The organism is Pseudomonas sp. KB-10 (assembly GCF_018221585.1).
Taxonomy (GTDB): Bacteria; Pseudomonadota; Gammaproteobacteria; order Pseudomonadales; family Pseudomonadaceae; genus Aquipseudomonas; species Aquipseudomonas yangonensis.
On sequence record NZ_QYYB01000007.1, the window covers coordinates 1 to 23532 of the forward strand.

Consider the following 23532-nt stretch of genomic DNA (forward strand, 5'->3'; position numbering starts at 1 on the left):
CTGTCGACTATCAGTCTTACCTCACAAGCACCCACACGAATTGCTTGATTCAGTTGTTAAAGAACAGTTGGTTAAGCTTTTCGTCTCAACCGAGGCCGCAAATTCTACAGCAGCCCTTCTTTCTGTCAAGCTGTTTTTCGAAGAATTTTTTCTTTCTACTCAACCACTTGCGCTTTCGATCAGAACTTCTTCCCTCCAGCGGGAGGCGCATTCTACAGCGTTCAAAACCGCTGTCAACCACCCCTTTCAAACCGCTTTCGATCCATTCGACCGAACCACCAACAGGATCAAACCGCCACCCTGTCGACCGGCGCGCATTCTACACGCCAGATCCAGCTTTGCAAGCCCTTCATTCAACTTAACTTATTGATTAACAAGAAGTTTTTGAAGCGCTTCATCGCTGAAGTGGCGCGCATTCTACATCCAGCAGAACGCGCGTCAAGCTTATATTTCAACTTTCTTCGGATTTTCTCGCCAAAGGTTCCCGGCGCGCTGCAACCCGCTCGCAACCACAGAGACTCGCGCCAGTAACAGCGCCCCGCCTATGAGCGCGTAAGCGAGCCACTCGCCCAGATCGGCACGCACCACCCAGAGCATGTGCAGCAAGGCCAATAGCAGAATGAGATAGACCAGGCGATGCAAAGCCTTCCATTTTCGCCCCAGCCTTCTGATGCTGAAGCGGTTCGAGGTAACGGCCAGCACCAAGAGCCCGAGGAAGGCCAGCGCCCCCACAATGATATAGGGACGCTCGGAAAGGTCGCGCAGCACCAACTCCAGCCGCAGTCCGGCAATAAAGAGCGCGTAGCCCGACAAGTGCAGAACGGCATAGACAAAGGACCACAGCCCTAGCTGACGCCGCACGGCGATCCAGCCTCCCCAACGAGTCAGCTGTTGCAACGGAGTCATGGCCAGAGTGATCAGCAGAAGGATCAGTGCACCGAGACCCAGGTTATCTACCAGAGCCTTGCCCGGATCAGGTCCTAACAGATTGAAAGCGGCGCAGTACAGCCAATAAAGCGGCGGCACCAATGCAGCCAGGAATACGCCGATGCGCCAAAGCCTGTAACGCATCAGTAGTACCTCGCCAGATCCATACCCGCGTAGAGATCAGCGACCTCTTCATAGCCATTGAACATCCGCGTATCGATCACATTCGGACTGAACAGGCCGCTGGGCAGGCGTCGCTCGGTCGCCTGCGACCAGCGCGGATGGTCCACCTGCGGATTGACGTTGGCGTAGAAGCCGTATTCGCTCGGTGCAATACGCTCCCAGGTAGTCTCGGGCGCCTTATCTACCAGACTGATCCGCACGATGGACTTGATGCTCTTGAAGCCGTATTTCCATGGCACCACCAGGCGCAACGGTGCGCCATTCTGGTTAGGCAGAACGCGCCCGTACATGCCGACTGCCATGAAGGCCAAGGGATGCATGGCTTCATCCAGCCGCAGCCCCTCCACATAGGGCCAATCGATCAGAGAAAAGCCCGAGCGCTGTCCCGGCATGCGCTCACGATCGACCAATGTCTCGAAGCGCACATAACGCGCCGACGAAGTGGGTTCGACCTGCTTGAGCAGTTCGGCCAAGGGAAAACCCAGCCAGGGAATGACCATGGACCATGCTTCAACACAGCGCAGCCTGTAAATACGCTCTTCGAAGGCATGCGGCTTGACCAGATCCTCGATGGCATAGCGCCCCGGCTTGCCCACTTCGCCATCGACCATCACCGTCCAGGGTTCGACCTGCAGCTTGCCGGCATTGGCTGCCGGATCGCCCTTACCCGTCCCGAACTCATAGAAGTTGTTGTAATGCGTCGCATCCCTGAACGGCGTGATGGCCTCGTCTTCGACCGTCATCGCTTGCCAGCGCGTGGCCGCCAGCTTCTCTTCGAACCAGCCAGGCGCCTTGGCGGGCTCGACATCGCGATACATACCTTGAGCCTCGGCGCCGGCCCAAGCTGGCATCGCCGCCATAGCCGCCAACGCCAGCGAGCCCTGCATCAGCTGGCGACGAGAGAGATAAACCGATTCTGGGGTGACTTCGGACTCAAGAGCCCGAGAAGAGGAAGGAACTCGGATGAGCATGGTGACTCCGCGACTACAGTTCGAGAAACGAACTGTAGACCACGGAGCGCAGGAGAAATTACAGCATCAGGCAGATTTACGACGGCGCAGTTGCAACAGGTACTGAATCGGGCCAGACGCCGCATAAGCCAGGAAAATCAGCAGCAGGACACGGGGCGGATCGCTGAACACCACAGCGAAAACCAGCACTACCACCAGAATGGCGACGAAGGGTACGCGCCCCTTCAGATCCAGATCCTTGAAGCTGTAGTACTTGATATTGCTGACCATCAGACAACCTGCGGCAGCCACCAGCAACGCCACGGCAAAGGCCATGTTCGAACCCTTGATGCCGAAGTCACTGAATGCCCAGACCGTACCCGCCACGACACCAGCGGCGGCCGGGCTGGCCAGGCCGATGAAATAGCGCTTATCAACGCTACCGATCTGCGTATTGAAGCGGGCCAGACGCAACGCCGCACCCGCAACATAGATGAAGGCGACCATCCAGCCAACCTTGCCCATACTGCCCAGCGCCCACTCGAACGCGAGCAAAGCCGGCGCCACACCGAAAGCGACCATATCGGAAAGCGAGTCGTACTCGGCGCCAAAGGCACTTTGCGTATTGGTCAGACGCGCTACGCGACCATCCAGACTATCGAGCACCATCGCCACGAACACGGCGGCAGCGGCCACATAGAAGTTGCCGTTCATCGCATTGATGATGGAATAGAAACCGGCGAACAGGTTGGCCGTGGTGAACAGATTGGGTAGCAGGTAAATGCCACGGTGGCGCACTTTGCGTCCTTCCGCGTCCTGCACTTCCTCTATGTGCTCGTCAATCGGCAGCAGGCTTTCCAGGTTGTCGCCAGCCGGCTTTTGATCCTCGGGACCTTCACTCATGAACAGCACCTTGCAACGGGTTTGACAAATTTCGACCGGAGCAGCTGAACTCAGTTCGCCTGCCGGTGAGCAGGCTTTATACCAGAAGCCTCGCCCCAGAACGAAAAAACGCGGCATAAGCCGCGTTCTTTCGCACGTCGCAGACCTTAGTTCTTGGTCTTGTCGACGATCTTGTTGGCAGCGATCCACGGCATCATCGCACGCAGCTGCTCACCAATGACTTCGATACCGTGAGCGGCGTTGTTACGACGCTTGGCGGTCATCGACGGGTAGCCAGTGGCGCCTTCGCTGATGAACATCTTGGCGTATTCGCCGTCCTGGATGCGCTTCAGAGCGTTGCGCATGGCCTGACGGGATTCGGCGTTGATCACTTCCGGACCGGTCACGTACTCGCCGTACTCGGCGTTGTTGGAGATCGAGTAGTTCATGTTGGCGATGCCGCCTTCGTACATGAGGTCAACGATCAGTTTCAGCTCGTGCAGGCACTCGAAGTAGGCCATTTCCGGCGCGTAGCCAGCTTCGACCAGGGTTTCGAAACCGGCCTTGACCAGCTCGACGGTACCGCCGCAGAGAACAGCCTGCTCGCCGAACAGGTCGGTTTCGGTCTCGTCCTTGAAGGTGGTTTCGATGATGCCGGTACGACCGCCACCAACGCCCGAGGCGTAGGACAGCGCGACGTTCTTGGCGTTGCCGGAAGCGTCCTGGTAAACGGCGATCAGGTCAGGAATGCCGCCGCCTTTGACGAACTCGGTACGTACGGTATGGCCCGGGGCCTTCGGCGCGATCATGATCACGTCGAGGTCAGCACGCGGAACGACCTGGTTGTAGTGAATGGCAAAACCGTGAGAGAAGGCCAGGGTCGCGCCCTTCTTGATGTTCGGTTCGATTTCGCTCTTGTACAGCTGGCCCTGGAACTCGTCCGGGGTCAGGATCATGACCAGATCGGCCGCAGCGACGGCGCTGGCTACGTCGGTTACTTTGAGACCATGAGCTTCGGCCTTGGCAACGGTCGCGGAGCCTTTACGCAGACCGATGGTGACGTCGACGCCGGAATCCTTCAGGTTGCAGGCCTGAGCATGGCCCTGGGAGCCGTAACCGATGATGGCGACTTTCTTGCCCTGAATGATGGAGAGGTCGCAATCTTTGTCGTAATAAACTTTCATGTTCTTGGCTCTTCTGAGTCGAAAGGGATGGGTGCGAGCACCGCGACAGACGCACATTAGGTGATCTTCACCATTGCGTAAAATGATATATTTGCAACACAACATGCCGATAAATGAAACATAAATGGACAGCCACTCTCTCCGGCTTTTTCTCTCCCTGGCGGACAATCTGCACTTCGGCCGAACCAGCCGCGAGCAGCATGTCAGCCCTTCGGCGCTCAGCCGCAGCATCAAGCAGCTCGAGGACGAACTTGGCGCTGCGCTGTTCGTACGCGATAACCGCTCGGTGCGCCTGACCCGCGAAGGTCAGCAATTTCGCGAGTATGCGAGCGAGGTCATGAACGGCTGGCAGGCGATTCGCCAGACCTTCATGCAGGACCAGTTGAATCTGCATGGCGAGCTGTCGCTGTATTGCTCGGTCACCGCGAGCTATAGCTTTCTCTACGACATCCTCAGCAGTTTCCGCCAGGACTACCCGCGCATCGAAATGAAACTGCACACCGGCGATCCGGCCAAGGCAGTCGAACGCGTTCAGCAAGGGCTGGAGGATCTGGCCATCGGCGCCCTCCCCGACAGCCTGCCGGTCGGCGTGGAGTTTCAATCCATAACCCGCTCGGAGTTGCGCTTTATCGGCCCGCTAGCACCGCAACTGCTGAACGAGGAACAGCTTAAGCATCCGACTGCCGAGAGCTGGCGAGATGTGCCCATGATTCTTTCGGAAGAAGGCCTGGCTCGGACGCGTACCGATCGCTGGCTGAAAAGCCACAACATCAAACCGCGCATTTATGCCCAGGTCAGCGGCAACGAAGCCATCGTCAGCATGGTCAGTCTGGGCTTCGGTATCGGGGTCGTGCCGCAGATCGTGCTGGATAACAGCCCGCTGACTGCCCGCATACGCATCTACGACATCCAGCCACCGCTCACCGCATACGACATTGGCCTGTTCGCCCTGGAAAAACGCCTCAAAGATCCGTTGATCGCCGCCTTCTGGAATCGCCAGCGCTGAATTTCAGGCAATAAAAAGCCCCGCACCAGGCGGGGCTCTTCGTTATCACAGCGATCAGATGCTCAGCACCTTGTCGCCGCGAGCGATGCCGGTGACACCACTGCGCACGGTTTCCAGAATCGACGCAGTGCCGATGGCCTGGATGAAGCTGTCGAGCTTGTCGCTGGTGCCGGTCAGCTGCACGGTGTAAACGCTGCTGGTCACATCCACGATCTGGCCGCGGAAGATGTCGGTGGTGCGCTTGACCTCGGCACGCTGGGCGCCGGTGGCCTTGATCTTCACCAGCATCAGCTCGCGCTCGATGTGAGCGCTTTCCGACAGGTTGACCAGCTTGACCACCTCGACCAGCTTGTTGAGGTTCTTGGTGATCTGCTCGATCACCTCGTCATGGCCAACGGTGGTGAGGGTCAGGCGCGACAGCGTCGGATCCTCGGTTGGCGCAACGGTGAGGCTTTCGATGTTGTAGTTACGCTGGGAAAACAGACCGACCACGCGGGACAGTGCGCCCGGCTCGTTTTCCAGCAGCAGGGAGATGATATGTCGCATCTTAGGTCCGCTCCGTCTTGCTCAGCCACATGTCACGCATCGCACCGTCTCTGATTTGCATCGGATAGACGTGCTCGCTGGAATCCACCGCGATGTCGAGGAATACCAGGCGATTCTTCAGGGCGAAGGCTTCCTCCAGCTTGGGCTTGAGGTCCTTCAGCGACGTGATGCGCATGCCGACGTGGCCATAGGCTTCGGCCAGTTTGACGAAGTCCGGCAGCGACTCCATGTAAGAGTGCGAATAACGGCTGTTGTACTGCATGTCCTGCCACTGGCGGACCATGCCGAGAGCGCCATTGTTCAGGTTGACGATCTTCACCGGCAGGTCGTACTGCAGGCAGGTCGACAGCTCCTGAATATTCATCTGGATGCTGCCTTCACCGGTGACGCACGCCACGTCGGCATCCGGGAAGTTCAGCTTGATGCCCATCGCAGCCGGGAAACCGAAGCCCATGGTGCCCAGGCCACCGGAGTTGATCCAGCGGTTGGGCTTGTTGAAGCGGTAATACTGCGCAGCGAACATCTGGTGCTGGCCGACATCGGAGGTGATGTAGGCGTCGCCCCTGGTCACTTCGCACAGCGTCTCGATCACGGTTTGCGGCTTGATGATCGAACCGTCGCCCTCGTTGTAGGGGAACAGGCGACCATTGCCACGCCACTCGTCGATCTGCTTCCACCAACTGGCGACGGTGTCCTTGTTCGGGGTTTCACCGATTTCCTTGAGGATGGCGACCATCTCGGTCAGCACACTGTCCACCGGGCCAACGATCGGAATGTCAGCCTTGATGGTCTTGGAGATCGAAGCCGGGTCGATGTCGATATGAATGATCTTGGCGTTCGGGCAGAACTTGGCCGCGCCGTTGATTACACGGTCATCGAAGCGCGCACCAACTGCCAGGATCACGTCGGCATGGTGCATGGCCAGGTTGGCGGTGTAGCTGCCGTGCATGCCGAGCATGCCGATGAACTGTCGATCGGTACCCGGGTAGCCGCCCAGGCCCATCAGAGTGTTGGTCACCGGCAGGTTGAGCATCTGCGCCAGTTCGGTCAGCGGCGCGGAAGCACCGCCCATGATTACGCCACCGCCGGAATACATGACCGGACGCTTGGCGGCCAGGAGCATCTCGGCAGCCTTGCGGATCTGGCCGGAATGGCCACGTACCGCCGGGCTGTAGGAACGCAGCTTGACCTTCTTGGGATAGACGTATTCGAACTTCTGGGTCGGATCGCCCATGTCCTTCGGAATGTCGACCACGACCGGGCCGGGGCGGCCGGACTCGGCGAGATAGAACGCCTTTTTCAGTACTTCGGGGATTTCCGACGGGTGCTTGATGATGAAGCTGTGCTTCACGATCGGGCGGGAAATACCGACCATGTCGGTTTCCTGGAAGGCATCGGTACCGACCATGGCACTCGGCACCTGGCCAGAGATCACCACCATCGGAATGGAATCCATGTAGGCAGTGGCAATGCCGGTGATGGCATTGGTCGCGCCTGGGCCAGAGGTCACCAGCACCACACCGGCCTTGCCGGTGGCGCGGGCGTAGCCGTCAGCCATATGGGTCGCTGCCTGTTCATGACGCACCAGGATGTGAGTCACTTCCGGTTCTTTGAACAGGGCATCGTAGATATGCAGGAGAGCACCGCCAGGGTACCCATAGATGTGCTTAACGCCTTCGTCACGCAGAAAGCGGACGACCATTTCAGCGCCGGATAAAAGCTCCACGTTGTTCACCTCTTGAACGCCAGTATGCCACCCGCGACGGGTAGCCCTAAGTAGGTTCTTACTGTCAGCGGACACGCACGACGGTGATCGTGGATTCGGAACATCAGCTTGACGAGTAACGGAGCAGCCCATGGTCTTGCGGGGCTGACCCTCCCAGCGCGAGGTAACGCGTAGCGGGTGTCACGGTTCGGCGCGGGTAGCGCCTCTTTTCCCCGAGCTGGAGGACGCTTGCGGCGGACTCCACTGCGGGGTAAGGCTGGATTGTTCGGGTTCGGCGAGAGCAAGTCAAGCGGCGTATCACCTATTATTCGACTTGGCGCTGTGACGCAGCGCAGGATGAAGATTGTCGGCTTTTGGTTATAGTAACCAGCAGCACTGCAGCTCTCGACAAAGGAAACAGCATGCGCCACATGATCCTCACTGGCACCCTGATGCTCGCGTTGAGCACGGCCGCCATGGCCGGCCAGATTTACAAGTGGGTAGACGACAAGGGCGTGACCCACTTCGGCGCGCAGCCCCCGCAAGGCCAGCAGGCCACCACCATTAATACCGCGACACCCCCGCCCAGCCCGGCGCCGAGCACGCCAGCGCCCAGCGTCGAAGAGCAGCTCGACCCCGAGCAGGCAGCCATCGACAAGAAGGTCAAGGAAGAGGTGGCCAAGCAGGAAGCCGAACGCAAGCAGTACTGCGAGACTGCACGCACCAACCTGGCTCAGCTGGAAAACAATCCGCGCGTGAGGATCGAGGACGCCGGCGAGGTGCGCCGCATAGGTGAAGATGAACGGCAGGAACGCATCACCGAGCTGAAGAAGTCCATCGCGGAAAACTGCAAGTGACGCGTTACGCGCACGCTCTCACGGCGTGCGCGTAAGCAGGCGATCGAACTCGCCCAGTAGCTCGAGTAGCCGACGCGCAACGCTCGGCTGCTGCTGATAGACCATCTCCGCCATCGCCTGAATCCCCGAGACAGAAGGCAGGGCGGCACCGCTTTCCAGCAGCGCCCTCATCCGCGGCAGGAAAATCCACTGCAGCCATTGCTCGAACGTCAGCGTATCGACGCAGAACGGCTCCTGGCTGGCCATGGCCTCTGCGCTCGGCGCCTCCTCCTGCCACCACCCCAACACCCGCAGCTCGCGCTCGATCAGCAGCAGGTGCTCGGCCAACGCATTCACGCGCGCATCCATCAGAGGTTGACTCGGGCACGCTCACGGGCCTGAGCCGCGCCAGCAGAATCCCCCTGACGCTCACGCGCCTGGGCGATCAAGTCCCACAGGCTGGCCTGCAGCGCCGGGCGACCATTGGCGTAGGTCAGACCACGACGCGCGAACTGCTCGGCCTGAGCTGCATCGCCCTGGGCCAGACGCACTTCGGCGAGGCGGTAAAGCACCTGCGGCTCACGCGGCGCGATGCGCTGGGCACGCTCAAGGCTGGAAGCGGCGCCATTGAGATCACCACCTCCCTGCTGCTGCTGAGCAGTGGTCAACAGCGCGAGCACCGGACCATCCAGTTGCTCGTCAGCCGCCAAGCCGCCGCCGCTGGGAATGCCACTGGGCTGGCTCGGCGCCGAGGAGCCGAAGCTGCCTTGACTCGGTGCCGACGGCTGGCTGCTCATGGGCTGGTCAAAGGTCAGGCCACCGCTGGAGGTGATCGGCTGCGAGTCAGTCTGCAACGGCGTCGAAACCGCGCCTTGCGGCACCATCACCACCACTCCGGAATCTTCTTCGATACGCTGGGGGGGCGCTGCAGGGCTCGGACTGGTCGAGGGACCGGAACCGCCCGACGACAGCGGAGCACCGGCATCGATCACTGGAATCGAACCCTGCGGCACCGTACTGCAACCACCGAGAACCGCCGTTGCCAGCATCGTGGCAAGCCACTTCTTGTTCACATCAAATCCTCTTCAGGTAACACCGAGTCATTCGACCGGCCGTCATTCCAACCAGCCCCGCACCCAGTCCATCACCGACTCGACCGGTGCCTGGATACCGCAAGCGGAGCCCGGGGCAGGTTCGCTGCCGCGAATATAAGGCATCTGTACCGCATTCGGGCAGCCCGACGCCGACCCCAGACCGGTCTGACGATCGACCCAGGCCTGGGTAACGTTGTCCGGCATCGGCATGTCCAGCGGCAGCGGGTCGGCCTTGCGCATGAAGCCGGTCCAGACCTGCAACGCACCAGTTGCGCCGGTCAGCGGGGTCGGGCCGTTGTCGTCGCGCCCCAGCCATACCACCGACAGCAGATCCTGACTGAAGCCGGCGAACCAGCTGTCTCGCGAGTCGTTACTGGTGCCGGTCTTGCCCGCCAGATTCAGCGAGCTGGGCAGCTGACTGTAAACCGAACGCCCCGTACCTTCACGCATCGTGCGCTGCATGGCGTTTTGCACCAGGTAGATGGCACCAGGATCGAAACGCTGCTGAATCTTGAACGGATAGCGCCCCAGCGGCTCGCCATCAGCGGTCAGCACGCTGCGGATACCACGCAATGGCGTGTTGAAGCCGCCATTGGCGAGGGTCTGGTACATGCCCGCCACTTCCATCGGGGTCAGCGCGCCAGCCCCGAGCAACATCGACGGATAGGCCGGCCACTTGCGCTCGACGCCCAGTCTTTCGAGGGTCTTGAGCACATTGGGTACACCGATCTCGAGGCCAAGCTTGGCCGTGGACAGGTTGTAGGACTGCGCCAGCCCCTGATACAGGTAAATGGTGCCGTGAGCCTTGCGGTCGTAGTTCTGCGGCGTCCAGACCTGGCCATCCTGCCCCTTGATGGAGAACGGCTCGTCCTCCAGCCAGCTGGTCAGGGTGTACTGACTCGGGCGCTCCAGTGCAGACAGATAGATCGCCGGCTTGATCAGCGAGCCAATCGGCCGCACTGCGTCCAGGGCGCGATTGAAACCGGCGAAGCGTGGCTGGCGGCTGCCGATAAGGGCCTGGACCTCACCCGTCTCCGGGTTGGTCACCACCATGCCCGCCTGCACCTCGTCCACCCCCTTGCGTCCGGCAAGGCGCTTGAGCGTCTCGGCCAGCGCCTCTTCGGCCTTGAGCTGAAGGATCGGGTCGAAGCTGGTGAAGATACGCAGACCTTCTTCGGTCAGATCCTGCTCGCGATAGTCTTCGCGCAGCTGACGCTTGACCAGATCGAGGAAGGCCGGGAAAGAGCTGTCGGCCATGCTCCCACGCGAGGTCACGCCCAGCGGCTTCTGCTTGGCAGCGGCAGCCTCTTCAGGCGTGATGGAGCCGTGCTCGGCGAGCAGATCGATCACAAGGTTACGCCGCGCCAGGGCGCGCTCGGGATTGCGCCGCGGGTTGAAATAGGTCGGCCCCTTGACCATGCCCACCAGCAATGCGACCTGCTCCAGCTTCAGCTCGGATACCGGCTGACTGAAGAAGTACTGGCTGGCCAGACCGAAACCATGCACGGCGCGCTGGCCGTCCTGACCGAGGAATACCTCGTTCATATAGGCCTCGAGAATCTCGCGCTTGTCGTAGTGCAGCTCCAGCAGCACTGCCATCATCGCTTCGGTGGCCTTGCGCAGCAGGGTGCGCTCGTTGGTCAGGTAGAAGTTCTTCACCAACTGCTGTGTCAGGGTACTGCCGCCCTGTACCAGACGACCCGACGTGGCATTGATCCACAGCGCGCGAGCAATGCCCTTGGGCGATACGCCGAAATGCTCGAAATAGTCGCGGTCCTCGACTGCGACCAGGGCATCGATCAGATAGGCCGGCACCTGGTCCAGCTTGATCAGGATGCGATCCTCCTGGTGCGCCGGATAAAGCCCGCCGATCAGTAGCGGCTCGAGTCGCGCTACGGCGAGATTGCTGCCGTCGGCCTGATTCAGCCCGGCGACATAATCGCCAGAGAAGCGTACGCGCACCTTCTGCGACGGCTCCGCACCTTCATAGAACTGAAAGCCGCGACTGTGTAACTCGATGTTGTTACCGGCCACCGATACCGCGCCAGGGCCGTTGGCCACGCTTTCACGGCGGTAACCCAGGGCATCCAGCTCGCGCAGGAAGTCGTCCTTGGCCAACTTCTGCCCAACGAAGAGTTCAAGCGGCCGGGCATAGACTTTCGCCGGCACGGTCCAGCGCTTGCCGGAGAATTTCTCCTGCACCACGGCATCGAGGTAAACGGCGAAACCGGCAAGAATCACCAGGCCGACAAGGCCGAGCTTGAGCCCCCAGGCGAGCCAGGGACGCATGCCGGACGAGCGGGATTTTTTGTTTGAGCGGGGGGAGCGTTTTCGAGTCATGGCGGGATTATACGCACTTTACATAGCGGCCAGCAGGCCGCCCGAATGGTTTGCAGAGCAGCTCACAGCGGCCATAATGCCCAGCTCGAACAGCGTCTAGAACAAGGATCGAACGTGAGCCAAGCCCTGATTGCCGCATTGCAGAACCCGGCCCTGTATCCGCATCCCGTGGAAGGATTTCAGGTGATTGAGACCCACATTTCCTGGGTTTTGCTCACTGGCCCCTATGCCTACAAGATCAAAAAACCGGTCAATTTCGGCTTCCTCGATTTCACCGAGCTCGATGCACGCCGTCACTTCTGCGAAGAAGAGCTGCGCCTCAATCAGCGCCTGACCCAGGATTTGTATCTGGACGTATTGCCGATCGGTGGCAGTGAAGACGCGCCGAGCCTCGACGGCAGCACACCGGCCATCGAATACGCACTGAAAATGCGCCAGTTCCCTCAGGAGCAACTGCTCAGCGCCATCCAGACCCGCGGCGAACTGAACGACGCCCATATCGACGCGCTGGCCGAGCAGATCGCCACCTTCCACCTGAGCGCACCGAAGGTGCCGCAGGAGAATCCCCTGGGCAGCGCCGAAGCAGCGATGGCTCCGGTACAGCAGAACTTCGACCAGATTCGCCCCATGCTCAGCGAGCAGGCGGACCTGCAACAGCTCGACGCCCTGGAAGCCTGGGCTCAGTCCAGCTACGAGCGCCTGCAGCCGCTGCTGAGTGAACGCAAGGCAAAAGGGTTCATCCGCGAGTGCCACGGCGACATTCACCTGGGTAATGCGGCGCAGATCGATGGCAAGGTAGTGCTGTTCGACTGCATCGAATTCAACGAGCCCTTCCGCATGACCGACGTGACCGCGGATATCGCCTTCCTGGCCATGGATCTCGAAGACCGCGGCCTCAAGTGCCTGGCTCGTCGTTTCATCAGCGGCTGGCTGGAGCGCACCGGCGATTACGCAGCTCTGCAACTGCTGAACTTCTACAAGGCCTATCGCGCGATGGTCCGCGGCAAGGTCGCCCTGTTCCGTCTGGGCCAGGAGCAAGACCCGGTGCAGCGTGCGGTGATTCTTCGCCAGTATCGCGGCTATGCCGCACTGGCAGAGAGCTACAGCGCCATTCCGACGCCTTTCCTGGCCATTACCCATGGCGTCTCGGCAGTCGGCAAGAGCCACGTCGCCTTACGCCTGGTGGAAGCACTGGGCACCATTCGCCTGCGCTCCGACATCGAACGCAAGCGCCTGTTCGGCGAACAGAGCACTGCGGCCAAGGATCAGTTGGCGGCCGGCATTTACAGTAGCGATGCCAGCCAGGCCACCTATCAGCGCCTGCATCAACTGGCGCAGGAGGTCCTGCAGGCCGGTTTCCCGGTGGTGATCGATGCGACTTATCTCAAGGCCGCGCAGCGTCAGGCTGCCAGCGAGGTCGCTGAACAGACCGGCGCTCCGTTCCTGATCCTCGACTGCCAGGCTCCGGACGCCGTGATCGCCAGCTGGCTGGAGCAGCGTCAGAGCGAAGGCACGGACCCGTCGGATGCAACGCTGGAAGTGGTTCAGAGCCAGCAGGCCAACCGCGAACCACTCGACGCCGAGGAGCAGAGCCATAGCAAGCGCGTCGACACACATGACAGCGCCAGCCTGGACAGCCTGGTAGAGTGCATTCGCCAGCGTTTGCCCGGGATCTGAACCGCACTCCACGCAGCTGGTCTCCCCTGCCGGGCAAACCCCGACAGGGCTTCTATACTGCCGGTGAAACCATCACCGGTATCTGCCATGAGCCAGCCGCGCCAGCTTGATCATCCGCTCTACCACCTCCTGCACAACGACGACGTGAAAGGCTTCAACGCACAGAAGCCCAAGGGCGTCGAGGTCGATCTTTCCGGCGGCGATTTCCGTGGGCTAGACCTGCGCAACATGGACACCGACGCCGTCAATTTCACTGACGCCTATTTTCGCGGAGCCGACCTTCGCGGCCTGGACTTTCGCAACGCCCAGATCGAAGGCGCCAGCCTGGCCCATGCACAGATTTCCGGCGCCTATTTTCCTGTCGAGCTGACCGCGGACGAGATTCTCATGTCGGTGAATTTCGGCACTCGCCTACGCTATCGCACCAAGTAGCGTAGCCCCCTACACGAGCATTCAGGCAATTGGCCACTGGCAAGCCAACGTGAATCTTCCCCCACACGCATGGAGGCCCGATGAACGACGAACTGCAACATCTGAAGAACCTCGGCAAGACTTCGGCGCAATGGCTGCACGCCGTTGGCATCCACAGCGCCAACGATCTGCGTCGCTACGGCGCCGTTGGCGCCTATCGGGCGGTCAGAGCACGCGGTTTTCGCGCTTCCAAAGTCCTGCTATATGCCATCGAGGGCGCATTGCTCAATGTGCACTGGAGTGAGCTGCCCCCCGCGCACAAGGCAGAATTGAACGGCCAACTGGACGCAGCGCAGGCCCACAACAAGAGCTAGCTCACAAGACCAACGCAAGGTGATTTACTCGCAGGGCCGCGCAGCCTATTGTTTCAGGGACCTTCGTGCGGTCAGCCAGCCCAGCCAGTTCAAGGAATTACGGTTATGTATTTACTCGGGGAGCAACCGGCCTACGCCGATCAGTTGATCAACCGCCTGCAGAGCATCCCCACTCAACTGCTGGAAGGGCTGCAACCCGCGAGTGAGCCGCTGCGCCTCGAGCGTGTCGATGACCTGGCTCAGGTGTTGCCTGGCAACCAGCTGTTCATCATCGAGAATGGACTGCTGCATGCGCTGGTCGACGAACGTCCGCTTTTCTATCTACAGGAAGGCGATCTGGTGGGCCTGCGCCAGGGCATCGACCTGCCGTCCTGCCGCTACAGCAGCGAAGAGCCCATCAGCCTGGTTCCCTACTCGCGCAGTGAAGTGTTCCAGCATATCTACGCCAGCGAGCAGCGCCAGGAACAGTTCATTCAGTATCTGATCGGGCATACCGCTCTGCTTTCCGATGCACTGGCACGCCTGAAGCAGCCGGAAATCCGCCCGGCAACCGGCTTCCAGCATTTCGCTGCCGGCGAGGAGCTGATTCATCAGGGTGACGAGGCCGATCACGTTTTCATCATCATCGAGGGCCACGCCGAGGCTTACGTCGACGGTCAGAAAGTCGGTGACGTGCAGAAGGACGAGATCTTCGGTGCCATGGCCGTTTTCACTCGTGAGAAGCGCAGCGCCACCGTGGTTGCCAGCGAACCCTGCACGGTCATGGTGATTCCCAAGGAGCAGTTCCTAAGCCTGATGCAAAGCAATCCACGTATCGCGCACAGCCTGATCGAGAGCATGGCCCGACGCATCGACCTGCTGAACAAGGAAGTCACCCAACTGCGCCAGCCGGAATCCTGAATCGCTGTGCTGCATCTACGAACCCCGGCAAGTGCCGGGGTTTTGCATTCCGAGGCCGACATTCTTTGAGAAAAGTTCTCGATAGCCGTTGACACGAAAATGAGAATAGTTATTATTACATCAACTGATCGCGAGATCAGCCGATAAGCTAAAGAGACCATTTCAGTCGGGCTCTTCAGATTATCTCCTCATCAGGCTAATCACGGTTATTAACCCGGCTCTTGCCGGGTTTTTTTTGTCTGTCCGATGCGGGCAACTCCATGAGAAAAATTCTCAAAAAGGTGTTGACCGTGAAATGAGAATTGTTATTATTACATCAACTGATCGCGAGATCGGCCGATAAGCTAAAGAGACCATTTCAGTCGGACTCTTCAGATTATCTCCTCATCAGGCTAATCACGGTTATTAACCCGGCTCTCGCCGGGTTTTTTTTGCCTGCCTGAAAGCCCGCCTCGCCACTTCAGTCGTCTATCTGCGCCAACCAGTCCGGTAGATTGAAATGCAGACTGATACGTGAGATCAGCCCCTGCCGGATTTCGAAGAAGGCCCCGATGCGCATCTCGTAACGCTGCCCACAGGCCTCCGGCAGACCCTCGTCCGTCGCCAGGTACTCGCCTGTGACGCGGTATTCGCAAGCCGCGTGCTGCCCCTGTGGCTCGACCAGAATCGCCAGTGGTTCGAGCGTTTCGCGATAGCAGTGCTGTTGTCGCTCAAGGAAGGCTGCGAAAGCGTCGCGCCCATGCTCGGCGAAACCTTGATTGGGCTCCACGATCAGCTCGTCACCGACCAGCGACAGGCAGGCGCGGATATCCCGATCATTGAGGGCGTTGAAATAGCGTTGCAGCAGGTCGCGAACGTCGATGGTCATGGCGCAGGTTCCACATCGGCAAAATGCCGAGGATACCCTGCTGCGCGCAGGCGAAAGGCGGCTAGGGTCGCAGTTTGGCGCAGTGATCCTGCGCCGGTTGCGCAGCGGTGAACCAGACGTAGTCGGCCATCGATGCGTCCATCTCACGGCCGACCTCGGCCAATATCAGTATCGTGTTGCCCGTCGGCGCGCCGAGGTCAGCGAGGTGCAGCGGCACACCAAGATCCTTGCGTGCGTGAAACGCGCCAGCCAGCAACATGGCTGGTTGCGGCGCCGCCAACAGCGCCTCGGCCATGCGTCGGTCACGCTGCTGTTGTACGGCGAGCATCGCCGGCAACTGGCTGTCCGGCAGCAGGCCGCAATGCGACTCGCGGATATCCTGTAGCAGGCGCGCCTGTACGCCGGCGGCACTGGAGCGCTCACCTTCCAGGGCTGGGCGCTGGCGATAGATCTGCATGATCTCGGTACGATCCAGGTTCGCCGCGAGCAAGGGATAAGGCTGGCGCAGCTGATGCAGTACCAACGGCCCATAAAGCGACCAGTCCCAACCGGGCTGCCAGGCCAGGGCGCCGAACGGATCACCGGGTGACCGCCCCTCACGTGCCGCCGCCTGAGCCTGATCGACCTTGGGTTGCTGATCCGGATTGATCATCTCCATCAACACACTACCCTGCGGCCGCTGCCTGGCCAGCTCGCGCAACAACCAGAGCTGCAGCGCATGATGATCGGGGTTGTCGTGCTGCTCGCCGACCAGCACCCGCTCGGCCCGTGCCAAACGCCCGAGCAGTTGCTCCGGGCTGATCGTGCGTCCGCTGGCCAGCTCGACGATACGACCCAGATCGGCGTGCTCACGTCCTTCCGGGGCGACCGGTGCCGGTGGCGGCAAAGCCTCCCGAGTGTGGCAGGCGACCAGCAGCATCAGACAACTCAGCAGTACGACTCGCATCGAGGCCTCCAACATTCAGCGCGCGACGATCAGTGGATGGCCGCGTTCGGGATGAGTCTGCACCAGGACTTCCAGGCCGAACACGGCCTGCAGCGGCTCGGCACGCAATACCTCGGCAGGTGTACCCAGCGCATGCGCCCTACCCTGATCCAGCAACAGCAGGCGATCACAGTAGCGTGCGGCCAGGTTGAGGTCATGAAGAATCACCAACACGGCAGCGCCGGATTCGGCCAGGCGGCGAACCGCCTGCAGGCAGGTATGCTGATGCAGCGGATCGAGCATCGAAGTCGGCTCATCGAGCAGCAGAATCTGCCCTTCACCGCCTGGCCATAGCTGCGCCAGCACCCGCGCCAGGTGCACGCGTTGGCGCTCACCGCCAGACAGGGCCAGGTAGCTGCGCCCCGCCAGGTGAGCGGCATCGGCCGCATGCAGCGCCTCCTTGATGATCTGCGCATCGCGCACGCGTCCGCTGTCATGCGGCAGCCGCCCCATGGCGACCACCTCTTCAACGCGGAAGGCGAAATTCAGACTCGAGCTCTGCGGCAGCACGGCCAGGCGCCTGGCCCGCTCCGGCCCGGACCAGGCATCGAGCGCACGCTGATCCAGCGTCACCTGCCCGGCACTGGCCGGCAGCTCGCCGGTCATCGCCGCCAGCAAGGTACTCTTGCCCGCACCGTTGGGCCCCAACACGCCGAGCACCTCACCGGGGCGCAGTTGCAGGTCGATGCCGCTGAGCACCACCTGCTGCCCGCGGCGAATTTCCAACCGTTCGACCCGCAGCATCAGCTCCGCCCCCGCACCAGCAGATAGAGAAAGAAAGGCGCGCCGATCAGCGCCGTGACGATGCCGATCGGCAACTCGGCAGGTGCCAGCGCCAGACGTGCAACCAAGTCGGCCAGCAGCAACAGGCTTGCACCGGCCAGTGCGGAGGCCGGCAACAACAGACGATGATCGGGGCCGACCAGCAGACGCATCAGATGCGGCACCACCAGGCCGATGAAACCGATCAGGCCGGCGGCGGCCACCGCAGCGCCTACCCCCAGCGCCGTGCAGAACACCAGTTCGCGCTTGAGTCGCTCGACATCGAAACCGAGGTGGCGTGCCTCCGACTCGCCGAGCAGCAGCGCGTTCAGCGCGCGTGCCCGTCGCGGCAACCACAGCGCCACGGCCAGCGTGGCCAGCAGCAGCGGCCAGAGCCGCGCATAGCTGGCACCGTTGAGACTGCCCAGGTTCCAGAACGTCAGGGTGCGCAACGTCGCATCGTCAGCCAGGTAGGTGAACAGACCAATGGCCGCACCAGCCAATGCGGTCAGCGCGATGCCGGCCAGCAGCATGGTCGCCACGTTGGTCTGCCCGTCGCGCCGGCCCAGGCGGTAGACCAGCGCCGTCACCAGCAAGCCGCCAACGAAGGCACAGGCTGACAGCAGATAAGGCGCGAAAGCTTCCGGTAAACCGCCGAAGGCGGCGCCACCGACGATGGCCACCGCTGCGCCCAGCGCAGCGCCGCTGGAAACGCCAACCAGACCGGGATCGGCCAGCGGATTGCGAAACAGCCCCTGCATTGCCACACCGCACAGGGCCAGCACCATACCCACAGCTAGCCCGAGCAGGGTACGCGGCATGCGTATCTGCGACAGGATCAGTTCGGCCTGCTGAACCGATGCATCCGCAGCGAAGGGCAGACCCAGCAGGCGCAAGGCCGCACGCAAGGTATCGCCCAGCGGCAGACTGACCGGCCCGAGCGCCAGGGAAAGCCACAACACGAGCACGAGCAGCAGGCCCAGTGCGATGAACAATGGGCGCGTCGAAAAAGGTGAGGTCATGGCTCGCGCTTGGCTTCGGCAGTCAGGGGTTGGCTGGCAGGATAAAAGCCTGCGGCGAGCATCGCCAGACCATCCGGCACGCGCGGCCCTAGGCCGCCGACCAGCAGGGTCGGATCCAGCGCCAGCAAACGCCCCTCGCGCGCCGCGCGGGTACCGGCCAGGGCCGGGTTCTGCTGCAGCAGGGCCTGCCTCGCGGCATCGCCTTCCAAGGCGCGATCAGCGACCACCACCACTTGCGGATCGAGAGCCAGCAGCGCTTCGCTGGACAGTGCCTTGTAGCCGTTATGACTGGCCAGGTTGCGCCCCCCGGCACGGGTGATCAGCCAGTCCGCCGCCGTATCGACGCCGCCCACCAGCGGGCTGCCGCCGGCGTGTCCGAGCAGTAGTAACACGCCGGGCGCTTCCTGGCTGCGTCGGGCCTGCTCGACCCATTGCTGCTGGGTCTGCAGGCGCGCCTGGTAATCAGCAAAGGCGCGTTGCCCCGCTGCCTCATCACCGAGCAACTGCCCCAGGCGCTGCAGGTTGACCTGCAGACTGTCCAGCTCGGCTCGCGCTGTCAGGCGCTCGATGCGCACCCCAGCCGCCGCCAACTGTTCGAGCACCGGCGGCGGGCCCATTTCCTCGCTGCCGAGCAGCAGGTCCGGGTGCAGCGCGAGAATGCCCTCGGCCGCCAGCTGACGCTGATAACCAACACTGGGCAGCTTAGCCAGCGACACAGGATGGCGACTGGTTGTATCGACACCCACCAGCTTGCTTTCACCGCCCAGCACCACCACCCACTCGCTCAGGGCTCCGCCGGAGCTTACCCAGCGCTGCGGTAACGGCTCGGCGGCCAGTACCAGATTGGGAAACAGCAGGACGGCCGCCAGACCGCCCAGGATATTGGCAAGACGCATGGTCTGGACTCCTCTGCTCAGGCCAGCACGGGTAGCGACTCAGCCAACTCGCGCCAGTCATCGCGCTCGGCCATACCGGGCTTGCGCGCGCCGAACAGCTGGATCACCAGTTCGCCGCCTGCGTCGAAGGCCTCCAGACTGGTGATCACGCCATCGACACTGGGTTTGCGCACACGCCACAGCTCCACCACGCCGCGGGTCTGCAGGTGCAGGTTGAAGTCGGGATCGAGCACGTTGAACCAGCTGTCCATCCAGCGCAGGTTGTTCACCGGGCCGGTGTGAATCTGGATGCAGTGGCGGTTGCCGACGAACACCATGATCGGCACTTCGCGGGCAGCGGCCTGCTCCATCAGCACCGTCAGCTCGGAGGTCGCCAACGGCTGCGCCCACTGTTCGCCGGCCAGACGCAGCGCCTGGGTGCGGGCAACCTCATGCTTCTTCAGCAGGGCGAAGAAATGGTGGGTGTCCTGCAATTTCGCCCAGCCATCGCGCAGCGCCTGGCTGTCGATCTCGGCGTCGGCCTTGCGCGCTGGTGCTACGGGCGGCGGCAACAACTGCAACTCGGCGCTCTGCTCACCGGCGAAGCGCTCGATCAGTGGCTGCCAGGCGCTCAGCTCACTGCGCTCGGTCAGGTAGACCTTGTGCACGGCAACGCCTTGCTGGTCGAACACCTGGATGCTGCGCTGGGTGCCCTTGGCGGTTTCCTCGGCAACGGCGAACACGCTGGCCCAGCCACCGAGAAAAAGACGCAGATCGATATCGGCAGACACCACCAGGCCCATCTGCCCGGAGGCGGCAACACTCACTTCGCGGTACAGCCCCTTGCGCTCATGAACGCAGTGCTCGTTGCGGGTCAGCACCATTACGTGCCCCAGGCTGCCAAGAGCCGGCAGCAGCTCGGCCCAGTCCGGGCGCAGGCGCTGTGCATCGATGCCCAGGCGACTGGCAGTCAGTTCAGCCTCGCTGACACCCAGCTGCGCCGCTGCTTCGCGGGCGCGCAGTCGCGGTTGCTCATCACGTAACATTTGCCAGGCCTGGTAAAGATCGGCAGCCGGCGCGGCCAGGGTGTTTGCGCTACTCATCGGGATTCCTCTCTCACGGGCGGTTACCACCACCGTCGCCGACGCGAACGCGTACCGGCACGGCAGTGCAATTTAGAAGAACGATAATCTACCTGAGAATTATTTGCATCAGTTAAATAATCTGGTTAACGTCTTGCGCCGTCGCCAACCAGGCAGTCGCAGAACTGCCAAGCATGCAATGGAGTAGCACCATGCTCGTTCGCCCGCCCTACGCTCGCCGCCCCTGGCTTGCGCTGCTGTTGCTGTGTCCTTCCCTGGCCCTGGCCGCTACCCCGGCCGAACTGCCCGACATCGAAATCACTGCCGCAGCAGCCAAGCAGCCGTTGCCGACCACCACCCAGACCGATGCACAAACGCTGGAACGCCGTCAGATCCGCAGCTTCGATGACCTGTCACGACGCGCCGAGCCCGGGGTGAACTTCAACCGCAGCAACAACAGCATCAACATCCGCGGCCTGGACCGCGACCGCGTGCTGACCACCATCGACGGCATCCGCATGCCCTGGCTGAACGACGCCGTGCGCGAAGTGAACGGCGGCCTGGACAGCATCGACTTTCAGAGCCTGTCCGCAATCGATGTGGTGCGTGGCGCCAACTCCAGCCAGGTTGGCTCCGGCGCCCTGGGCGGAGCGCTGCAACTGCGTACGCTGAACCCGGATGACCTGCTGGGCGACAAGGACGAGTTCGCCGGCCTGGTCAAGAACGACTACGACAGCGCCGACCGCAGCTGGGGGCTCAATGCCGCCCTAGCCGGTCGCTTCAACGACACCTCCTGGTTACTCCAGGCCGGCGGACGCAAGGGCCACGAGCTCGACACTCAGGGCAATCGCGATGTACTGGGCACCCAGCGTACCGAGGCCAACCCCAGCGATACCGATCAGCACAGCCTGCTGCTAAAGGTCCAGCAAAAGCTCGGTGGCGGGCACCGAGTCGGTGTGACCGCCGAACTGTTCGAACGCACCGAGGACATGGACAGCCGCATCAACCAGGGTTCTGCCAACTACCCTCGGCACTACGACACACGCGAGAACAACCAGCGCAAGCGCCTGTCCTTCGATCACCAGTACCGCGCCGATAACGCGGACGGCCTGCTCGACTGGGCCGACACCATCGTTTACTGGCAGAAGCTGCACCGCGAGGATGAGGTGGAGGCGACCCGCGCCGGAACGCTGGCCGGCCCCTTCGGCCGCAGCAACGAGATCGAGAAGACCCAGTACGGTGTCACCAGTAGCCTGGGCAAACAGCTGGGCCAGCACAATCTGACCCTGGGCGCGGAGTGGAGCCGCATCGAGGCCGAGCAGTACAGCAGCGGCTACGATGCCTGCCCCAGCGTGCTGGTACCGCCCTTCCCGCCGCGCCCGGACAGCACGCCGGCCGGCATCTACTTTGCCTGCGTCAACCTGCACACCAATCAGGCCGAGATGCCGAAAACGCCGGGCAATCTGTATGGCCTCTATCTGAAAGACGACATCGCCCTCAGCGATACCCTGACCCTGACGCCGGGCGTGCGCTACGACCGTTACGAATACAAGCCCAGCAGCGGCACCAGCGGTTACGTGCTGGCCGGCGACAGCGTGATGCTCACCGAGAACAGGGACTCCAACTGGGCCGGCAGCCTGCTGCTGACCTGGCAGGCGCATGAGCTGGCTACGCTGTACGCGCAGTGGGCACAGGGCTTCAAGGCCCCGGACGTCAACGAGCTGTACAGCACCTTCACCAACTCCGGCATGGGCTACGCGCGAGTCGGCAACCCCAACCTCAAGCCCGAGAAAAGCACCGGCTACGAGGTCGGCGCGCGCCTGGGCGACAACCATCTGGGCGGCTCCGTCAGCCTGTTCGACAACCGTTACAGAAACTTCATCGACAGCATCACCGCCAATGAAGCGGACTACGGCTTCCAGCCCGGCGAATTCCCGACCTTCTTCGAGGTGATGGAGAACCGCGACAAGGTGCGCATCTACGGTGCCGAAGGCACCGCGCACTGGCAGTTCGCGCCCTCCTGGCAGGCCTGGACCTCGGTCGCCTGGGCCGTAGGCAAGGACCGCGAGACCAAACAGCACCTGAACTCGGTCGCCCCGCTGACCGGCACCCTCGGCCTCAGCTACACCCGGCAACACTACGGCGCGGACCTGATGCTGACCGCCGCGCGCCGCCGCGACAAGGTCGAGAACGACGGCGACTTCCAGGCCCCCGGCTACGGCGTGGTCGACCTCACCGGCTACTGGCAACCGGCAGCGCTGGACGGCGTGAGGCTGCAGGCCGGCCTGTTCAACCTGTTCGACAAGAAGTACTGGAACGCCCTCAACGTGCCCAGCGCTGGCGGCCGCACCACACCGCAACCCGTCGACTACTACAGCGAACCCGGGCGCAGCTTCCGCGTATCGGCTTCCTGGCAGTTCTGAGTTCCACTTGGCGCAAGGATGCGCCCTCCTCCTTCCTGCGGGATAATCGCGCCATCTGAAACGGAGACCGCGATGATCCGCCTATGCGCCCCGAGTGAGCTGGCCGAAGGCCAAAGCCTGGGCTTTGTGATCGACCAGTTGAACCTGCTGGTCGTACGTCGCGACGGCCAGGTCCACGCCTACCTCAACCGCTGCCCGCACCGCGGCATCGCCCTGGAATGGCAGAAGGATCGCTTCCTTGACGACAGTGGCAGCCTGATCCGCTGTTCGACGCACGGCGCGCTGTTTCTCATCGAGAGCGGCGAATGCGTGGCGGGGCCTTGCGAGGGGCAGTCGCTGCAAGCACTGGAATGTAGGGAAGACGCGCACGGGGTCTGGATCGAAGGCGCTGCAGCCAGGTAGCCCGGATGCAATCCGGGGATGGGCGAAAACTGGATTCCCGGATTGCATCCGGGCTACGCCAACATCGCGCCCGCCGTGCTACCGAAACAGAAGCTGGT

The 23532-nt window shown here is 62.0% G+C and carries 23 protein-coding genes and 1 pseudogene; 9 read left to right on the forward strand and 15 right to left on the reverse strand.

Going from position 1 to position 23532, the window contains the following annotated elements; translation table 11 throughout:
• Nucleotides 1-370 (forward strand): annotated as a pseudogene (locus DXK50_RS18310) (hypothetical protein); the annotation flags it as partial.
• 74 nt (nucleotides 371-444) lie between these two features.
• On the opposite strand, the gene msrQ reads toward DXK50_RS18310, so the two are convergent.
• The 4 genes from msrQ to ilvC all read right to left on the reverse strand — a co-directional run bounded on the left by msrQ (nucleotide 445) and on the right by ilvC (nucleotide 4126).
• Nucleotides 445-1071, reverse strand: coding sequence for a protein-methionine-sulfoxide reductase heme-binding subunit MsrQ (gene msrQ, locus DXK50_RS18315; protein ID WP_161867149.1), 627 nt, complete (start codon nucleotides 1069-1071; stop codon nucleotides 445-447).
• Nucleotides 1071-2081, reverse strand: a complete 1011-nt coding sequence (msrP, locus tag DXK50_RS18320; RefSeq protein WP_161867150.1) for a protein-methionine-sulfoxide reductase catalytic subunit MsrP — start codon at nucleotides 2079-2081, stop codon at nucleotides 1071-1073. The genes msrQ and msrP overlap by 1 nt, the downstream gene beginning before the upstream one ends.
• Nucleotides 2082-2147: 66 nt before the next feature.
• Complete coding sequence (gene pssA / locus DXK50_RS18325) at nucleotides 2148-2963, reverse strand: CDP-diacylglycerol--serine O-phosphatidyltransferase (protein ID WP_161867151.1); 816 nt, start codon at nucleotides 2961-2963, stop codon at nucleotides 2148-2150.
• Nucleotides 2964-3109: 146 nt separating this feature from the next.
• The gene (ilvC, locus tag DXK50_RS18330) at nucleotides 3110-4126 is read right to left on the reverse strand and encodes a ketol-acid reductoisomerase (RefSeq protein ID WP_212631328.1); all 1017 of its coding nucleotides are present in this window, start codon (nucleotides 4124-4126) and stop codon (nucleotides 3110-3112) included.
• A 124-nt stretch (nucleotides 4127-4250) separates the two neighbouring features.
• Here ilvC and ilvY point away from each other — a divergent pair, with 124 nt between their 5' ends.
• Nucleotides 4251-5132: an HTH-type transcriptional activator IlvY gene (ilvY, locus tag DXK50_RS18335; protein WP_212631329.1), complete on the forward strand. Its 882-nt coding sequence runs from the start codon at nucleotides 4251-4253 to the stop codon at nucleotides 5130-5132.
• 54 nt (nucleotides 5133-5186) lie between these two features.
• Here ilvY and ilvN read toward each other — a convergent pair whose 3' ends face one another.
• Both ilvN and DXK50_RS18345 read right to left on the reverse strand, forming a co-directional pair.
• Nucleotides 5187-5678, reverse strand: a complete 492-nt coding sequence (gene ilvN / locus DXK50_RS18340) for an acetolactate synthase small subunit (RefSeq protein ID WP_003243161.1) — start codon at nucleotides 5676-5678, stop codon at nucleotides 5187-5189.
• Between the two features lies 1 nt (nucleotide 5679).
• On the reverse strand, nucleotides 5680-7404 hold the full coding sequence (locus DXK50_RS18345; RefSeq protein WP_161867153.1) for an acetolactate synthase 3 large subunit: 1725 nt from the start codon (nucleotides 7402-7404) through the stop codon (nucleotides 5680-5682).
• Nucleotides 7405-7805: 401 nt separating this feature from the next.
• Here DXK50_RS18345 and DXK50_RS18350 point away from each other — a divergent pair, with 401 nt between their 5' ends.
• Entirely contained in the window at nucleotides 7806-8240 is a 435-nt protein-coding gene (locus tag DXK50_RS18350) for a DUF4124 domain-containing protein (RefSeq protein WP_161867154.1), read from the forward strand.
• An 18-nt stretch (nucleotides 8241-8258) separates the two neighbouring features.
• On the opposite strand, the gene DXK50_RS18355 is transcribed toward DXK50_RS18350, so the two are convergent.
• The 3 genes from DXK50_RS18355 to mrcB form a co-directional block, all read right to left on the reverse strand.
• Nucleotides 8259-8588: a YqcC family protein gene (locus DXK50_RS18355; protein ID WP_212631330.1), complete on the reverse strand. Its 330-nt coding sequence runs from the start codon at nucleotides 8586-8588 to the stop codon at nucleotides 8259-8261.
• Entirely contained in the window at nucleotides 8588-9268 is a 681-nt protein-coding gene (locus DXK50_RS18360; protein WP_212631517.1) for a tetratricopeptide repeat protein, read from the reverse strand. Before DXK50_RS18360 ends, DXK50_RS18355 begins: the two co-directional genes overlap by 1 nt.
• 66 nt (nucleotides 9269-9334) lie before the next feature.
• The gene (gene mrcB / locus DXK50_RS18365; protein WP_161867156.1) at nucleotides 9335-11653 is read right to left on the reverse strand and encodes a penicillin-binding protein 1B; all 2319 of its coding nucleotides are present in this window, start codon (nucleotides 11651-11653) and stop codon (nucleotides 9335-9337) included.
• A 114-nt stretch (nucleotides 11654-11767) separates the two neighbouring features.
• On the opposite strand from mrcB, the gene DXK50_RS18370 reads away from it, so the two are divergent.
• The 4 genes from DXK50_RS18370 (at nucleotide 11768) to DXK50_RS18385 (ending at nucleotide 15015) form a co-directional block, all read left to right on the forward strand.
• Entirely contained in the window at nucleotides 11768-13330 is a 1563-nt protein-coding gene (locus tag DXK50_RS18370; protein ID WP_212631331.1) for a bifunctional aminoglycoside phosphotransferase/ATP-binding protein, read from the forward strand.
• A gap of 87 nt (nucleotides 13331-13417) precedes the next feature.
• On the forward strand, nucleotides 13418-13762 hold the full coding sequence (locus tag DXK50_RS18375; RefSeq protein ID WP_024309381.1) for a pentapeptide repeat-containing protein: 345 nt from the start codon (nucleotides 13418-13420) through the stop codon (nucleotides 13760-13762).
• Nucleotides 13763-13842: 80 nt separating this feature from the next.
• On the forward strand, nucleotides 13843-14115 hold the full coding sequence (locus DXK50_RS18380; RefSeq protein WP_024309382.1) for a TfoX/Sxy family protein: 273 nt from the start codon (nucleotides 13843-13845) through the stop codon (nucleotides 14113-14115).
• A 105-nt stretch (nucleotides 14116-14220) separates the two neighbouring features.
• On the forward strand, nucleotides 14221-15015 hold the full coding sequence (locus DXK50_RS18385; protein ID WP_212631332.1) for a cyclic nucleotide-binding domain-containing protein: 795 nt from the start codon (nucleotides 14221-14223) through the stop codon (nucleotides 15013-15015).
• A 460-nt stretch (nucleotides 15016-15475) separates the two neighbouring features.
• On the opposite strand, the gene DXK50_RS18390 is transcribed toward DXK50_RS18385, so the two are convergent.
• The 6 genes from DXK50_RS18390 to DXK50_RS18415 form a co-directional block, all read right to left on the reverse strand.
• Entirely contained in the window at nucleotides 15476-15883 is a 408-nt protein-coding gene (locus DXK50_RS18390; protein ID WP_212631333.1) for a nuclear transport factor 2 family protein, read from the reverse strand.
• Between the two features lie 61 nt (nucleotides 15884-15944).
• Complete coding sequence (locus DXK50_RS18395; protein WP_212631334.1) at nucleotides 15945-16829, reverse strand: ChaN family lipoprotein; 885 nt, start codon at nucleotides 16827-16829, stop codon at nucleotides 15945-15947.
• Nucleotides 16830-16844: 15 nt separating this feature from the next.
• The gene (locus tag DXK50_RS18400) at nucleotides 16845-17612 is read right to left on the reverse strand and encodes a heme ABC transporter ATP-binding protein (RefSeq protein ID WP_212631335.1); all 768 of its coding nucleotides are present in this window, start codon (nucleotides 17610-17612) and stop codon (nucleotides 16845-16847) included.
• A complete protein-coding gene (locus DXK50_RS18405) occupies nucleotides 17612-18598 on the reverse strand; it encodes a FecCD family ABC transporter permease (protein ID WP_212631518.1) in 987 nt (328 codons plus the stop codon). The genes DXK50_RS18400 and DXK50_RS18405 overlap by 1 nt, the downstream gene beginning before the upstream one ends.
• 50 nt (nucleotides 18599-18648) lie before the next feature.
• Nucleotides 18649-19548, reverse strand: a complete 900-nt coding sequence (locus DXK50_RS18410; RefSeq protein ID WP_212631336.1) for a heme/hemin ABC transporter substrate-binding protein — start codon at nucleotides 19546-19548, stop codon at nucleotides 18649-18651.
• Between the two features lie 17 nt (nucleotides 19549-19565).
• Nucleotides 19566-20630, reverse strand: coding sequence for a hemin-degrading factor (locus DXK50_RS18415; RefSeq protein ID WP_212631337.1), 1065 nt, complete (start codon nucleotides 20628-20630; stop codon nucleotides 19566-19568).
• Nucleotides 20631-20821: 191 nt separating this feature from the next.
• On the opposite strand from DXK50_RS18415, the gene DXK50_RS18420 reads away from it, so the two are divergent.
• Both DXK50_RS18420 and DXK50_RS18425 read left to right on the forward strand, forming a co-directional pair.
• Complete coding sequence (locus tag DXK50_RS18420) at nucleotides 20822-23032, forward strand: TonB-dependent hemoglobin/transferrin/lactoferrin family receptor (RefSeq protein WP_212631338.1); 2211 nt, start codon at nucleotides 20822-20824, stop codon at nucleotides 23030-23032.
• A 72-nt stretch (nucleotides 23033-23104) separates the two neighbouring features.
• Nucleotides 23105-23434, forward strand: a complete 330-nt coding sequence (locus tag DXK50_RS18425; RefSeq protein WP_212631339.1) for a Rieske (2Fe-2S) protein — start codon at nucleotides 23105-23107, stop codon at nucleotides 23432-23434.
• Nucleotides 23435-23532 lie beyond the last annotated feature (98 nt).